Below are 14,237 nucleotides of genomic sequence, written 5' to 3'. Positions count from 1 at the left end.
CTGTAGTTATGAGTGCAATCATCAATGTGACCGGCCGTGAGATCATCGACTCGCGCGGCAATCCGACCGTGGAGTGCGAAGTGCTGCTGGAGTCGGGCGCCAAGGGCCGTGCGGCCGTGCCGTCGGGCGCCTCCACCGGTTCGCGCGAAGCGATCGAACTGCGCGACGGCGATCCCAAACGCTACTTCGGCAAGGGCGTGCTGCAAGCCTGCGAGAACATCAACACCGAAATTTCGGACGCCATCATGGGCCTGGATGCCAATGAACAGGCTTTCCTGGACCATATCCTGATCGATCTGGACGGCACGGAAAACAAGGGCCGCCTGGGCGCCAACGCCATGCTGGCCGTGTCGATGGCGGTCGCCAAGGCAGCCGCTGAAGAAGCGGGCCTGCCGCTGTACCGCTACTTCGGCGGTTCGGGCGCGATGCAGCTGCCGGTGCCGATGATGAACGTGATCAACGGCGGCGCGCATGCCGACAACAACCTGGATATCCAGGAATTCATGATCATCCCGGTCGGTGCGCCATCGTTCCGCGAAGCGATCCGCTACGGTGCTGAAGTGTTCCACACGCTGAAGAAAATCCTGCACAAGAAGGGCCTGACCACGGCCGTGGGCGACGAAGGCGGCTTCGCACCGTCCGTGACCAATCACGAAGAAGCGATCAAGCTGATCATCCAGGCCATCGAGGAAGCGGGCTATCAGCCAGGCACCCAGATCGCGCTGGGCCTGGACTGCGCCGCCTCCGAGTTCTACAAGGACGGCAAATACCAGCTGGAAGGCGAGGGCCTGAGCCTGACGGCCACCGAATTCACCAATCTGTTGGCCACCTGGTGCGACAAGTACCCGATCATCTCGATCGAAGACGCGATGGCCGAAGGCGACTGGGACGGCTGGGCGATCCTGACCAGGGAACTGGGCAAGAAGGTGCAACTGGTGGGCGACGACCTGTATGTCACCAACACCAAGATCCTGAAGGAAGGCATCCAGAAGGGCATCGCCAACTCGATCCTGATCAAGATCAACCAGATCGGCACCCTGACCGAGACTTTCGCCGCCATCGAAATGGCCAAGCGCGCCGGTTACACGGCCGTGATCTCGCACCGTTCGGGCGAGACGGAAGATTCGACCATCGCCGACATCGCCGTGGGCTTGAACGCGCTGCAGATCAAGACCGGCTCCATGTCCCGTTCCGACCGCATGGCCAAGTACAACCAGCTGCTGCGCATCGAGGAAGACCTGGGTGATGTCGCTTCCTACCCTGGCCGCGAGGCGTTTTATAACCTGAAGTAAGCGTGCGGCGCCAGTCATGGCGCGGCAATACAAACACAAAACGGCCGGAGCGATCCGGCCGTTTTTGCTTTATGCGATGGTGCCGCCGTCCTTAGTCGTCCAACATGTCTTTGAGGCCCTGTGCCAGGAAGTCGACCAGGGCCGCGATGCGTGGCGCCAGCGTGCCCTGTTTGTAGAACACGGCCCATACAGGCTGGCTCCAGGGCAGTGTGGCCGGCGCCAGGATGGGCACCAGGCGGCCGCTGGCCACGTCGTCGCGCGTCAGAAAGTCCGCCAGGCAGGCGATGCCGGCGCCACTCAGGGCCAGGTGCCGCAGCGACTCACCGCTTGAGGCGGCGATGGCCGGTTGCACGGCGAGCCCGTCGCCTTCGTGCTGGGGCAGGGGCCAGATATTGAGCGACGCGGGCGCCGTGAAGCCGAGCAGGCGGTGGGCCGTGAGCTGCGCCGTGTCCTGGGGCGTGCCATGGCGCGCAAGGTAAGCCGGCGCCGCCAGCAGCCGCAGCCGGCTGCTGCCCAGGCGTCGCGCGTTCAGGGTGGAATCGGCGAGCGGGCCAATGCGGATGGCGAGGTCGATGCGCGCCTCGATCAAGTCAACGATGGACTCGCCGCTGACCAGCTCCAGCCGTATCAAAGGATAGGCATCCATGAACGCCGCCACCAGCGGCGCCAGCAAGTGGATCAGTGCCGGCGTCGCCGCGCTGACCCGCACCAGGCCGGCGGGCTGGGACCGGCGGGCCGCCATCTGCGCCTCCGTCTCCTGCAACTCCGCCAGAATGCCGCGCGCCCGCACCAGCAGCCATGCTCCCTCCTCGGTCAGGTCCAGCCTGCGCGTGGTGCGCGTGATCAGGGTGGTACCCAATTGCGCTTCCAGGCGTGAAATGGCGCGGCTGATGCCCGAAGGGGTTTGCCCGAGATGCTCGGCCGCCGCAGAAAACGACCCCTTATCCATGACGCTGACAAATGCAATCAACGCTTCAATATGCAGCATTCGTGATCCTTGGTCAAAAATGTATTGTAGCCGGAACGCTTTTTCTTTGACAGCGGGAGCCGCACACTGCGGAACTCCCCACTCACCGCAAAGGAAAACCATGCCTCTCGCACTCTGGGCGCTGACACTCAGCGCGTTTGCCATCGGGACGACCGAATTTGTCATCGTCGGCCTGATTCCTACCATCGCCGCCAGCCTTGGCGTCTCCGTGCCGTCGGCCGGGCTGCTGGTCAGCCTGTATGCGCTTGGCGTCGCCATTGGCGCGCCCGTGCTGACCGCGCTGACTGGCCGCATGCACCGCAAGCACCTGTTGCTGGCCCTGATGGCCTTGTTCACGGCTGGGAATCTGCTGGCCTGGCTGGCGCCGGGGTACGCCGCCCTGATGGTGGCGCGCGTGCTGACCGGCCTGGCGCACGGGGTCTTTTTCTCGATCGGCTCCACCATCGCGACCAGCCTGGTGCCCAGGGACAAGGCCGCCAGCGCGATCGCCCTGATGTTCACGGGACTGACGGTGGCCCTGGTCACGGGTGTGCCGCTCGGCACCTTCATCGGCCAGACGTTGGGATGGCAGAGCACTTTCCTGGCCGTTTCGCTGCTGGGGGGCATCGCCTTCGTGGGCAGCCTGATCCTGGTGCCTGGCGATATCGCCGCCAGCAAGCCAGCGTCCTTGCTCACTCAGCTGTCCGTGCTGAAGAAACCGCGCCTGTTGCTGGTGTATGCCATGACCACGCTCGGCTACGGCGGCTCTTTCATCGCCTTCACCTACCTCGCGCCCATCCTGCAGCAAGTGTCGGGATACTCGGCCGGCAGCGTCAGCCTGGTGATGCTGGTGTACGGTGTCTCCGTCGCCTTCGGCAATATCTGGGGCGGCAAGCTGGCCGACCGCAAGGGCCCGATCCGCGCCCTGCAGATCGTGTTCGCCTTATTGGCCTTGGTGTTGTTCGCGCTGACCTTCACGGCGCCCCATGCATGGCTGGCGCTGGCGACGGTATTGGCCTGGGGCGCGGTCGCGTTCGGGAATGTGCCGGGCTTGCAAGTGTACGTCGTCCAGCGGGCCGAGCGCGATGCGCCGCAGGCGGTCGACGTGGCCTCGGGATTGAATATCGCCGCGTTCAACCTCGGCATCGCCGGTGGCGCGTGGGGCGGTGGCCTGATCGTGGTGCATCTTGGACTGATGGCGACGCCGTGGATAGGCGCCATCGTTGTGCTGGGCGCGTTCGGCCTGACGACGCTGGCCGGCCGCCTGGACCGCGCGGAGGGGGCGGCGACACTGGCTCAGCCGCGGCGCGCCGCCGTGGCACATTGAGTATTTGCCACTCATATCAATTCCGATATCGAACTCGAATAATAAGTAATTGGAAAGGAATCGTTGCAGCCACTAGTATCAAGCTCGGCATCTGAACCGCATGCGGTGATACCAGTTTTGCGCCACAACCCAACCAAAAACAACGAGGAGACATTCATGAAGCAACGCATCCTGACCATGCTGCCGCTGGCCCTGGCCATGACCCTGGCCGGCAACGCCGCCCGCGCCGACGCTGGCCATGACGAGGAAGGCTTCCACGGCTACCTGCGCGCCGGCGTGGGCAGCAGCCACGGCCCACAGAATTGCTACGGCCTGGGCGGTAACACCATGAAATACCGCCTCGGCAACGAGTGCGATGCCTACTTCGAAGGCGGCTACACCAAGGAATTTGCCAAGACCCCGGACGGCGTGAGCTTCGTCGGCACGCTGTGGGCCAATGAGTGGAACTCCGGTTCCGAGTTCGGCGACGCCAAGCTGGGCCTGGCCAAGGCCTATGTCGAAGCGAAGGGCATCGATGTGCTGAACGGCGGCGTGGCCTGGATCGGTAAGCGCTACTACTACCGTCCGGACATCCACATGCTGGACCTGCAGTACATCAACCTGAACGGCACCGGTGGCGGTATCGACGGCGTCAAGGCCGGTCCCGGCAAATTCAGCTATGCCGTCTTCAAGGACAACGACAGCATCACCACCAATCCCGCCACGGGCCTGGTGACCGACAACAAATCGGCCCTGCGCCAGAACCTGATCTACGAAGGCCTGCCTGTCAACCCGGGTGGCACGCTCGATATCGCCACCTCCATCATCACGGCGCAGGGCAAGGACAAGCACAATGGCTGGCAACTGACCGTGCTGCACAAGCAGGACAAGGTGCTGGGCGGCGGTAACACCTTCGGCATCCAGTACGGCGTGGGCCCAGGCACGGGCATCGGCGTCGGCAACGACCGCATCGGCGCCTCCGGCAGCACCACGCTGGGCAGCGATGTGACCCGCACCCGCGTCTTCAACGACCTGGTGATGCAGCCAACCCCTGAATTCAGCATGGAATTCGTGGTGTTGGGCCAGCGCGACAAGTCGGACCTCGGCTCCAGCACCTGGACCACGCTGGGCGCCCGTCCTGTGTATGCGCTGAGCGAACACTTCAAACTGCAGGCGGAATTGGGCACCCATCGCGTGACGCAGCCGAATGGCGGCGAGACGCTGCGCCTGAACACGATCACCATCGCGCCGACCATCACGGCCGGCAAGGGTTACTGGTCGCGTCCTGAACTGCGTGCCTTCGTCACCTACGGCAAGTGGAACGACCCAGCCACCGCCGCGATGAACGCCAACAACAACGCCGGCCCGGCCTTCGGTTCGGCCACCAACGGCACTTCGGTCGGCCTGCAAGTCGAAGCCTGGTTCTAAAGAGGGCAGGGCGCCGTCACGGTTCGGGGAGGATACGTCCAAACCGGGCCGTGGCGGCGCCCATCTCGTTTCTCATGAACGCCACCGCGCTCCCCAGCATCACCCGCGCACCGTTCGGCCAGTTGCCGGACGGTCGCGCGGCTTCCCTCTACACGCTCGATAACGGTTGCGGCCTGACTGTTTGCATCAGCGATTTCGGCGGCATCATCACCGCCATCCACGCGCCGGACCGCGACGGCGTGCGCGCCAATGTCACGCTCGGGCACGCGACTCTTGCCCCTTATCTGGACGATCGCGGCTACCTGGGCGCCCTGATCGGCCGCCACGCCAACCGCATCGCCCATGGCCGCTACCTGCAAGATGGCACACTAGTGCAGCTCGACGTCAACGATGGCGTCAACCACTTGCACGGCGGGCGCGCCGGACTGCATACGGTGCTGTGGCAAGCCATGCCCTGCGCGAAAGCCAGTTCGGCCAGGCTGTCGCTCACGCATCTGAGTCCCGATGGCGACCAGGGCTACCCCGGCAACCTGGCGCTGACGGTGCTCTATGAACTCAATCGTGCCAATGAATTACTGATCCACTTCCGCGCCGAGAGCGACCAGGCCACGCCTGTCAGCCTGACCAGCCACGCCTATTTCAACCTGGCGGGGCAGGGCGATATCCTCGATCACCGGCTGACGATCGGCGCCGACCATTACACACCGGTGGACGCGACCCTGATTCCCACTGGCGCGATCGTCCCGGTGGAAGGCACGCCATTCGATTTCCGCACCCCGCGCGCGGTCGGGCAGCACATCGGCGCGGACCATCCGCAACTGGCCGTGGGCGGCGGTTATGACCACAATTTCGTGCTGCGTCCGCGTCCGCACGCCAACGCCACGCTGGCGGCACGGCTGCGCGATCCCCGCTCGGGCAGGATGCTGGAAATGTCCTGCACGGCGCCGGGCCTGCAGTTCTATAGCGGGAATTTCCTCACGGGCGGCGCGGGCCAGCATGGCTATCGCAGCGGCTTGTGCCTGGAGCCGCAACAATTCCCCGACAACCCCAACCAGCCAGACTTTCCCAGCGCCATGTTGCGGCCGGGGCAGGTACATCGCAGCACCATCGCTTACCGCTTCCTGGTTCAGGATTGATATCCGTTTCGATATCGACTTAAAGGAATAAGTGATTGGATTGTTATGGCTGGCCGCACTACCATCACTCATCGCTGCGCGGACTGCAAGGTGTTCCGCGCGCTCAACCAGGAGGAATGCATGTCCGCGACAAAGAAAACCAAGCTGCGCTCGGCCGAGTGGTTCGGCACCCAGGATAAGAATGGCTTCATGTACCGCAGCTGGATGAAAAACCAGGGGATTCCCGATCACGAATTCCAGGGCAAGCCGATTATCGGCATCTGCAATACCTGGTCCGAACTGACGCCCTGCAACGCCCACTTCCGCCAACTGGCTGATTACGTCAAGCGCGGCATCCTGGAGGCGGGTGGCTTCCCGGTCGAATTCCCCGTGTTCTCGAACGGCGAATCGAATTTGCGCCCAACCGCCATGCTGACCCGTAACCTGGCCAGCATGGACGTGGAGGAATCGATCCGCGGTAATCCGATGGACGCGGTGGTGCTGCTGGTCGGCTGCGACAAGACCACGCCAGCGCTGCTGATGGGCGCGGCCAGCGTGGACCTGCCCACCATCGTCGTCAGCGGCGGCCCGATGTTGAACGGTAAGCTCAACGGCAAGAACATTGGTTCCGGCACGGCCGTGTGGCAGTTGCACGAGCAGGTCAAGGCCGGCACCATCACGATGCACGAATTCATGCACGCCGAATCGGGCCACTCGCGCTCGGCCGGCACCTGCAACACCATGGGCACCGCCTCCACCATGGCCTGCATGGCCGAAGCGCTGGGCACCAGCCTGCCGCACAACGCCGCCATTCCGGCCGTCGATTCGCGCCGCTACATCCTGGCCCACATGAGCGGCATCCGCATCGTCGAGATGGTGCATGAGGACCTGCGCCTGTCGAAAGTACTCAAGCGCGAGAATTTTGAAAACGCGATCCGCGTCAACGCCGCCATCGGCGGTTCCACCAACGCCGTGATCCACCTGAAAGCCATCGCCGGCCGCATCGGCGTCGACCTGGAGCTGGAGGACTGGACCCGCGTTGGACGCGGCATGCCCACCATCGTCGACCTGATGCCGTCGGGCCGCTTCCTGATGGAGGAGTTCTACTACGCCGGCGGCCTGCCCGGCGCCATCCGCCGCATGGGCGACGGCAAGCTGCTGCCCCATCCCGAGGCGCTTACCGTCAATGGCAAGACCCTGTGGGAAAACTGCCAGGATGCGCCCGTGTATGACGATGAGGTGATCCGTCCGCTGGACAAGCCGCTGCTGGAAGATGGCGGCATCTGCATCCTGCGCGGCAACCTGGCGCCGCGTGGCGCCGTGCTCAAGCCGTCCGCCGCCACCCCGGCCCTGATGCAGCACCGCGGCCGCGCCGTGGTGTTCGAGGACTTCGACCATTACAAGGCCCGCATCATCGATCCGGACCTGGAAGTGGACGCCAACTCCGTGCTGGTGATGAAGAACTGCGGCCCCAAAGGCTATCCCGGCATGGCCGAGGTGGGCAATATGGGCTTGCCGCCCAAGCTGCTGGCCCAGGGCGTGCGGGACATGGTGCGCATTTCCGATGCGCGCATGAGCGGCACGGCCTACGGCACGGTGGTGCTGCATGTGGCGCCCGAGGCCATGGCTGGCGGCCCGCTGGGCATCGTGCGTGACGGCGACTGGATCACGCTCGACTGCGCCGGTGGCGCCCTGAACCTGGAAATCAGCGATGCCGCGATGGCCGAGCGCCTGGCTGAACGGGCTGCGCGCCAGCCGGCCACCGCCAAGAGCGGCTACCAGCAACTCTACATCGACCACGTGCTGCAAGCCGACGAAGGCTGCGACTTCGATTTCCTGGTCGGGAACCGTGGCTCGGAAGTGCCCAAGCATTCACACTAAAACTAGCGGGAGACATCATGTTACTGGTTCAATTCAAGACGGAAGACGGCACGCGCCGCGTGGGCGTGCTGGAGCAGGAAACGATCCGCGTGATCGAAGGCTATGACAGCACCTACGCGCTGGCCCAGGCGGCGATCCGCGCCAGGCGCGGCCTGGCCGCGCTGGCCGGCGCGGCGGTGGGCACGGTGACGGTCGATTACGCCAGTGTGGCGCAGGCGGGCCGCCTGCTGGCGCCGCTCGACCATGCCGATCCGGCGCACTGCTACGTGACCGGCACCGGCCTGACCCACCTGGGCAGTGCCGACACGCGCGACGCCATGCACAAGAAAATCGGCGGCGACGTTGAAACCCTGAGCGACAGCATGAAGATGTTCCGCCTGGGCGTGGAAGGCGGCAAGCCGCCAGCCGGCGCGGCGGGCGTGCAACCGGAATGGTTCTACAAGGGCGACGGTTCCATCGTGGCGGCCAGCGGCCAGCCGTTGGCGATGCCGGAATTCGCGCTCGACGGCGGCGAGGAGCCGGAAATCGCCGGCCTGTACGTGAACGGCGACGACGGCCAGCCTTACCGCGTGGGCTATGCGATCGGCAACGAGTTTTCCGATCACGTGACGGAACGCCAGAATTACCTGTACCTGGCCCATTCCAAGCTGCGCGCCTGCGGCCTGGGGCCGGCGCTGCTGGTGGGCGAACTGCCGCCGCACGTGGAAGGCACTTCGCGTATCCTGGACGGGGAAGGGCAGGTGCGCTGGCAGAAGGCCTTCGTCAGCGGCGAGCGCAATATGTCGCATACCATCGCCAACCTGGAACACCACCACTTCAAATATCCGCTGTTCCGCCGTGCGGGCGACGTGCATATCCACTTCTTCGGCACGGCAACCCTGAGCGTGGCCGACAACATCGTCGTCAAGCCGGGCGAAACGTTCGAGATCGAGGCACCCGCGTTCGGGCCGGCCCTGCGCAACATGCTGGTCACCTACGCCACCGGCATCGCCAAGGTGACGCCATTATGATCATCACCGGCGAAGCAATCATCGGCGGCATGCCGGTGCGGGGCAAAGGGCAGGCGTTCACGGCCTGGAGTGCGGCCGAGGCCCGCGCCATGGAACCGGCTTTCCATGCCGTCGACGCGACCCAGATCGACCTGGCGTGCAAATTGGCGGAAGCGGCCTTCGATCCATTCCGCGCCAGCAGCGACGACCAACGGGCCACGCTGCTGGAAACCATCGGCCACCAGATCGAGGAACTGGGCGACGCGCTGATCGAGCGCGCCTGCGCCGAAAGCGGCTTGCCGCGCGCCCGCATCGAGGGTGAGCGCACCCGCACCGTCAACCAGCTCAAGCTGTTCGCCAACCTGCTGCGGGCTGGCGCCTGGAACGAGGCCGTGATCGACCGCGCGCTGCCGGAACGTGTGCCGCCGCGCCAGGATCTGCGCCGCCGCATGATCGGCCTGGGACCGGTGGCCGTGTTCGGCGCCAGTAATTTTCCGCTGGCGTTCTCGGTGGCCGGCGGCGACACGGCGTCGGCGCTGGCGGCCGGCTGCCCGGTGCTGGTGAAGGCCCATCCGGCCCATCCCGGCACGTCCGAACTGGTGGCGCGTGCCGTGGCCAAGGCGCTGGCGCAGTGCCAGATGCCGGCCGGCGCGTTCGCGCTGCTGACTGGCGCGGGCAACGAGGTGGGGCAGGAACTGGTGCGCCATCCGGCCGTCAAGGCGGTGGGTTTCACCGGTTCGCGCGCCGGCGGCGTGGCGTTGATGGCATTGGCTGCGGCGCGTCCCCAGCCGATACCCGTCTACGCGGAAATGAGCAGCATCAATCCCGTGTTCCTGCTGCCGGCCGCGCTGGCGGCCCGCTGCGGCCAGATCGCCACCGACTTCGCCGCCTCGCTCACGATGGGCGTGGGCCAGTTCTGCACCAATCCCGGCCTGCTGCTGGCCCTGGATGGCCCGGACCTGGAACGCTTTGAACTGGCGGCGGCGCTGGCCGTGGCCGAGGGCCGCGCCGCGCCCATGCTCACGCCCGGCATCGCCCAGGCTTACCAGCGCGGCATGCGCCAGTTGGCCGATCATCCACAGGTGGCCACACTGGCCATGACGGCGCAACTGGACGGCAAGGGCGCGCCAGCCCTGTTCCGCACCAGCGCCGACGCCTTCCTGGCGCAGCATGCCTTGTCTGACGAGGTGTTCGGCCCGGCCGCGCTGCTGGTGGTGTGCCGCGATATGGCGCAGATGCGCCACGTGGCCGAGCGCCTGGAAGGGCAGTTGACGGCGACCCTGCAGATGGAGGAGGGCGACGTGGAGGCGGCGCAGGCGCTGCTGCCGGTCCTGGAACGCAAGGCCGGCCGCATCCTGGCCAATGGTTTCCCCACCGGCGTGGAAGTGGCGGCCGCGATGGTCCATGGCGGGCCGTTCCCGGCCACCTCGGACGGCCGCAGCACATCGGTTGGTACGGCCGCGATCGTGCGCTTCCTGCGTCCGGTGGCGTACCAGAACCTGCCGCAGGCGTTGCTGCCAGCCGTGCTGCGGGACGATAATGACGAATAAAAGTAATTGCACATCTTGGAGAACGACATGACTCAACTGGCCACCTACGGCAGCCTGCGCGGTAAGCGGGTGTTCATTACCGGCGGCGGCAGCGGCATCGGCGAATCGCTGGTGGACGCGTTCGCGCGGCAGGGGGCGCTGGTCGCTTTCGTCGATATCGCACGCGAAGCGAGCGAGGCGCTGTGCCGGCGCGTGGCGGAGGCCGGCCATCCGGCGCCGCAATTCCGCTATTGCGACATCGCCGACATCGCGGCGCTGCGGCAAACCATGGCCGAGCTGGCCGGCCCGGGCGGGCTGGATGGCGACTTCGACATCCTGATCAACAACGCCGCCAACGACCAGCGCCATGCGACGGGCGAGGTCACGCCCGAGTATTGGGACCAGCGCATCGCCATCAACCAGCGCCCCATGTTCTTCACCTGCCAGGCCGTATTCGAGGGCATGAAGCGCAAGGGCGGCGGTTCCATTATCAACATCAGTTCCATTTCGTGGCACGTCAAGGGCGCCGGATATCCGGTGTATGCCACGGCCAAGGCGGCCGTGGTCGGCCTCACGCGCGGGCTGGCGCGCGAGTACGGCGCGCACGGGATCCGCGTCAATACGGTCACGCCAGGCTGGGTGATGACGGAACGCCAGCTGGCGTTGTGGGTGGATGACGCGGCCGAGGAGGAAATCAAGAAGAGCCAATGCCTGCCCGGCAAGCTGATGCCCGCGCATATCGCCTCCATGGCCCTGTTCCTGGCCGCCGACGACGGCGCCATGTGCACGGCGCAGGAGTTCATCGTCGACGCCGGCTGGGTCTGAGCCCCGCCGCGCCGTTGTTCGCCCTTTGCCAGCCGGCTGCGCGATGCGTAGCCGGCTTTTTCGCATTCCAGACCAGAGACTGATAATATTTACCCATGGATATCAACCCCAACTGGTTCTTGCAAGCCCGCCTGAAAACCCGTCAGCTGCTGCTGCTGATCGCGCTCGACGAGCAGCGCAACATCCACCGCGCCTCGGAAGAGCTGCACATGACCCAGCCCGCCGCCTCCAAGCAGCTCAAGGAGCTGGAGGACATGCTGGGCGTGCAGTTGTTCGAGCGCCTGCCGCGCGGCATGGAGCCCACCATCTACGGCGAAACGATGATCCGCCACGCCCGCATGGCCTTGAACAGCCTGTCGCTGGCGCATGACGACATCGTCGCCGTCAAGTCCGGCCTGCAGGGCCAGGTGGAGATCGGCACCATCATGACGCCCGGCCTGGTGCTGCTGCCGCGCGTGCTGACCATGGTGAAGGAGCAGGCGCCCAGGTTGCGCATCGGTGTACAGATGGAGCAAAGTAATGTGCTGCTGGACCAGCTGCAGCGGGGCCGGCTCGACTTCATGATCGGCCGGATTCCGGAGCGCGTCAGCGCGGCCGGCCTGCAATACGAGGAGCTGACGGACGAACCGGCCTGCGTGGTGGTGCGGGTGGGCCATCCGCTGCTGGCCGTCGATGGCCTGCAACTGAGCGACATCGTCGACCGGCCGTGGATCCTGCCGCCCCAGGGCAGCATCCTGCGCTCGCGCTGCGACCTGATGTTCCGCCGCGCCGGCCTCACGCCGCCCCTGAACGTGATCGATACGACGGCGCTGTTGCTGGTCACGGCCCTGCTGCAGCAGACCGACTCGCTGCACGTGATGCCGGTCGCCGTGGCCAGGTATTACGAATCGCAGAATGTCCTGAGCGTGCTGCCGATTGATTTGCCGTGCCGGATGGATGCTTACGGCATCGTGTCGCTGGATGGCCACTTGCCGTCGCCCGGCGCGGAACTGCTGTTGCGCGCCCTGCGTGCGGTGGCCAGGGAGATATTCTGAGACGGCGATAGGCCAGGCCCGGATCGCAATCCTGTGGGCCGGCACGACGATTTTCGCTGTGCGCCGGATCGGCGGCAGGAAAATTGCGTTATCCTCGTGCTTATATTCCTGATAACGCGTGCCGCCGATGCTGACTGAATCCTGCGTTTCAACCCATGATTTGCAAGGCGAGCGGCGGGTTGCCCTGGTCCGCGACACGGCCGCGCACTATTTCAACCTGGACGTCAACCTGGGCGGTGCCGAGCCGGCCGCGGTGGCGGCGCATATTCGTATCGCCAGGGGCGCGCTGGCGGGCGTGATGGAGGTGAACACGTCGTGGAGCGTGGTCGAGCGCAACCGTGCGCGCGCCAGGGCCGCTCCGTCGAACAATCTGCTGGTGTACCTGATCAAGCAGGGTGGCAGCCGCTTCGAGAATGCCAAGGGCGAGCAGTTTGTCACGGCGGCCGGCTCGGTGGTGGTCGGCAGCCAGGATGCCGTGTACAAGGGCGTCGCCGCCGATGGCCGTGACTGGGGTTTTCACGCGTTGAGCGTGCCGGAACATCTGTTTGCGCTGTCCGCGCCGCGTATCCAGCACGGCGGCTTCCAGCTGGTGCAGCCGCAAACGTCCATGAACGGCTTGCTGGCATCCTACCTGAACAGCCTGAATCAGGAGTTGCCCCGGCTCGATGCACCGGCGGCCGCGGCCGCGCTGCGGGCGCTGGACCAATTGCTGGCGGCGGCGCTGGCGGATGCGGCGGCGCCGGAGGAGCTGGCCGGCGTGGTGGCGCAGCAGCGCCTGTCGCTCGCCCTGCAATACATCGACAGCCACCTGGACTCGCCGCGCCTGACTCCCGCCGCCATCGCGCTCGCCCAGAACATCTCGCTACGTCAGTTGCATCGCGCGTTTGAAGGCGTGGGGCATAGCGTTTCCGACGCGATCCGGGGGCAGCGTATCGAACGCGCCCGCACCCTGATGCTGGCGCATCCGCAGATGTCGATCACCGATATCGCCCTGCGCTGCGGCTTCGATTCGCTGGCCACCTTCTACCGCCAGTTCAAGTCCAGGTTTGGCATGACGGCGTCGGCCATGCGGCACGCGGCACGCGACTAGCGTTGGCGCGCATTGCAAGCCGTGATGGCGCGCAATGCAACGTCGGCCGTGGCAATCCATGGCATCGTTGCAATATGTCAACAATGTGGAGACCACCATGTCGCGAACCAGTGCTTACTTTCTTGCCGCAGGCCTGCTCTGGGCCGCCCTGCCTGCAACGCCCGTGTTTGCCCAGCAGCCCGGCTATGGGGCGCCCATTTCGTTGGACCTGGCCAAGCGCGCCGCCGCCGGCGCCGTGGCCGAAGCCAAGCGCCTGAAACTGGCGGTGGCCGTCGCCGTGGTCGATACCCATGGGACGCCCGTGTATCTCGAAGTGCTGGACGATACCATGACGGCCAGTCCGAACTTCGCCTTCCAGAAGGCGCGTACCGCCGCCACGTTGCGCCGTCCCAGCAAAGCCCTGGAAGAGGGCATCGCCGGTGGCCGCAATGCCCTGCTCAGCTTGCCAGACCTGCTGATGCTGGAAGGCGGCGAGCCGGTTTTGCTCAACGGCAAACTGGTGGGCGCCATCGGTGTCTCGGGCGGGACCAGCGGCCAGGATGGCCAGATTGCCCGTGCCGGGGTCGAGGCGGGCAAGTAAATCAGTCTGGCTGGCGGCGCCGATAGCCGTTCCAGGCAACACCAATCGTCGCAGAGTGATGGGCTGACTTTTCCGGGGGGGTGTCCCTATGTCGTTCGTCAAGCAGTTGTGACGGAGGCAGGACAATAAAGTGTGCCGTCTCGCATCATGGCGTAGATGACATCGCAGCGCCGCCTGGCGAGAGCAATTAGCGCTTGGTTG

Annotated in this window: 12 protein-coding genes; 11 read left to right on the top strand and 1 reads right to left on the bottom strand. The window is 65.5% G+C overall.

Annotated features, from left to right (window positions below; translation table 11 throughout):
• Positions 1–8 precede the first annotated feature (8 nt).
• Positions 9–1,292, top strand: coding sequence for a phosphopyruvate hydratase (gene eno, locus H3H39_RS22520; protein WP_182156635.1), 1,284 nt, complete (start codon positions 9–11; stop codon positions 1,290–1,292).
• 91 nt (positions 1,293–1,383) lie between these two features.
• On the opposite strand, the gene H3H39_RS22515 is transcribed toward eno, so the two are convergent.
• Positions 1,384–2,280 carry a LysR family transcriptional regulator gene (locus H3H39_RS22515; protein ID WP_182156634.1) on the bottom strand — a complete coding sequence of 299 codons (897 nt, stop codon included), beginning with the start codon at positions 2,278–2,280 and terminating at the stop codon, positions 1,384–1,386.
• Between the two features lie 100 nt (positions 2,281–2,380).
• On the opposite strand from H3H39_RS22515, the gene H3H39_RS22510 reads away from it, so the two are divergent.
• From H3H39_RS22510 to H3H39_RS22465, 10 genes are all read left to right on the top strand, one after another.
• The gene (locus H3H39_RS22510; protein ID WP_182156633.1) at positions 2,381–3,586 is read left to right on the top strand and encodes an MFS transporter; all 1,206 of its coding nucleotides are present in this window, start codon (positions 2,381–2,383) and stop codon (positions 3,584–3,586) included.
• Positions 3,587–3,742: 156 nt separating this feature from the next.
• Positions 3,743–4,993 (top strand): maltoporin, encoded by a 1,251-nt coding sequence (locus H3H39_RS22505; protein ID WP_182156632.1) that lies wholly within the window; start codon positions 3,743–3,745, stop codon positions 4,991–4,993.
• A 74-nt stretch (positions 4,994–5,067) separates the two neighbouring features.
• Positions 5,068–6,129: an aldose epimerase family protein gene (locus H3H39_RS22500; protein WP_182156631.1), complete on the top strand. Its 1,062-nt coding sequence runs from the start codon at positions 5,068–5,070 to the stop codon at positions 6,127–6,129.
• A 120-nt stretch (positions 6,130–6,249) separates the two neighbouring features.
• Entirely contained in the window at positions 6,250–7,989 is a 1,740-nt protein-coding gene (locus H3H39_RS22495) for an IlvD/Edd family dehydratase (RefSeq protein ID WP_182156630.1), read from the top strand.
• 17 nt (positions 7,990–8,006) lie between these two features.
• Positions 8,007–8,999: an AraD1 family protein gene (gene araD1, locus H3H39_RS22490; protein WP_182156629.1), complete on the top strand. Its 993-nt coding sequence runs from the start codon at positions 8,007–8,009 to the stop codon at positions 8,997–8,999.
• A complete protein-coding gene (locus H3H39_RS22485) occupies positions 8,996–10,528 on the top strand; it encodes an aldehyde dehydrogenase (NADP(+)) (protein ID WP_182156628.1) in 1,533 nt (510 codons plus the stop codon). The genes araD1 and H3H39_RS22485 overlap by 4 nt, the downstream gene beginning before the upstream one ends.
• Before the next feature lie 27 nt (positions 10,529–10,555).
• Positions 10,556–11,332: an SDR family NAD(P)-dependent oxidoreductase gene (locus tag H3H39_RS22480; protein ID WP_182156627.1), complete on the top strand. Its 777-nt coding sequence runs from the start codon at positions 10,556–10,558 to the stop codon at positions 11,330–11,332.
• A 95-nt stretch (positions 11,333–11,427) separates the two neighbouring features.
• Positions 11,428–12,366, top strand: coding sequence for a LysR substrate-binding domain-containing protein (locus H3H39_RS22475; RefSeq protein ID WP_182156626.1), 939 nt, complete (start codon positions 11,428–11,430; stop codon positions 12,364–12,366).
• Positions 12,367–12,493: 127 nt separating this feature from the next.
• Positions 12,494–13,456 carry a helix-turn-helix domain-containing protein gene (locus H3H39_RS22470; protein ID WP_182156625.1) on the top strand — a complete coding sequence of 321 codons (963 nt, stop codon included), beginning with the start codon at positions 12,494–12,496 and terminating at the stop codon, positions 13,454–13,456.
• Positions 13,457–13,553: 97 nt separating this feature from the next.
• Entirely contained in the window at positions 13,554–14,036 is a 483-nt protein-coding gene (locus H3H39_RS22465) for a GlcG/HbpS family heme-binding protein (protein ID WP_182156624.1), read from the top strand.
• The last annotated feature ends 201 nt before the right edge of the window (positions 14,037–14,237 follow it).

This window comes from Rugamonas apoptosis, from assembly GCF_014042355.1.
Lineage (GTDB): Bacteria > Pseudomonadota > Gammaproteobacteria > Burkholderiales > Burkholderiaceae_D > Rugamonas > Rugamonas apoptosis.
The sequence above is the reverse complement of the archived record's forward strand: the minus strand, read 5'-3'. Positions and strand labels throughout refer to the sequence as shown.

Excerpts from the sequence above, each read along its gene's own strand:
- H3H39_RS22470 (WP_182156625.1), top strand. The coding sequence starts at position 12,494 with ATGCTGACTGAATCCTGCGTTTCAACCCATGATTTGCAAGGCGAGCGG.
- H3H39_RS22500 (WP_182156631.1), top strand. The coding sequence starts at position 5,068 with ATGAACGCCACCGCGCTCCCCAGCATCACCCGCGCACCGTTCGGCCAG.
- H3H39_RS22495 (WP_182156630.1), top strand. The coding sequence starts at position 6,250 with ATGTCCGCGACAAAGAAAACCAAGCTGCGCTCGGCCGAGTGGTTCGGC.
- eno (WP_182156635.1), top strand. The coding sequence starts at position 9 with ATGAGTGCAATCATCAATGTGACCGGCCGTGAGATCATCGACTCGCGC.
- H3H39_RS22480 (WP_182156627.1), top strand. The coding sequence starts at position 10,556 with ATGACTCAACTGGCCACCTACGGCAGCCTGCGCGGTAAGCGGGTGTTC.
- H3H39_RS22485 (WP_182156628.1), top strand. The coding sequence starts at position 8,996 with ATGATCATCACCGGCGAAGCAATCATCGGCGGCATGCCGGTGCGGGGC.
- H3H39_RS22505 (WP_182156632.1), top strand. The coding sequence starts at position 3,743 with ATGAAGCAACGCATCCTGACCATGCTGCCGCTGGCCCTGGCCATGACC.
- H3H39_RS22475 (WP_182156626.1), top strand. The coding sequence starts at position 11,428 with ATGGATATCAACCCCAACTGGTTCTTGCAAGCCCGCCTGAAAACCCGT.
- H3H39_RS22510 (WP_182156633.1), top strand. The coding sequence starts at position 2,381 with ATGCCTCTCGCACTCTGGGCGCTGACACTCAGCGCGTTTGCCATCGGG.
- araD1 (WP_182156629.1), top strand. The coding sequence starts at position 8,007 with ATGTTACTGGTTCAATTCAAGACGGAAGACGGCACGCGCCGCGTGGGC.
- H3H39_RS22465 (WP_182156624.1), top strand. The coding sequence starts at position 13,554 with ATGTCGCGAACCAGTGCTTACTTTCTTGCCGCAGGCCTGCTCTGGGCC.
- H3H39_RS22515 (WP_182156634.1), bottom strand. The coding sequence starts at position 2,280 with ATGCTGCATATTGAAGCGTTGATTGCATTTGTCAGCGTCATGGATAAG.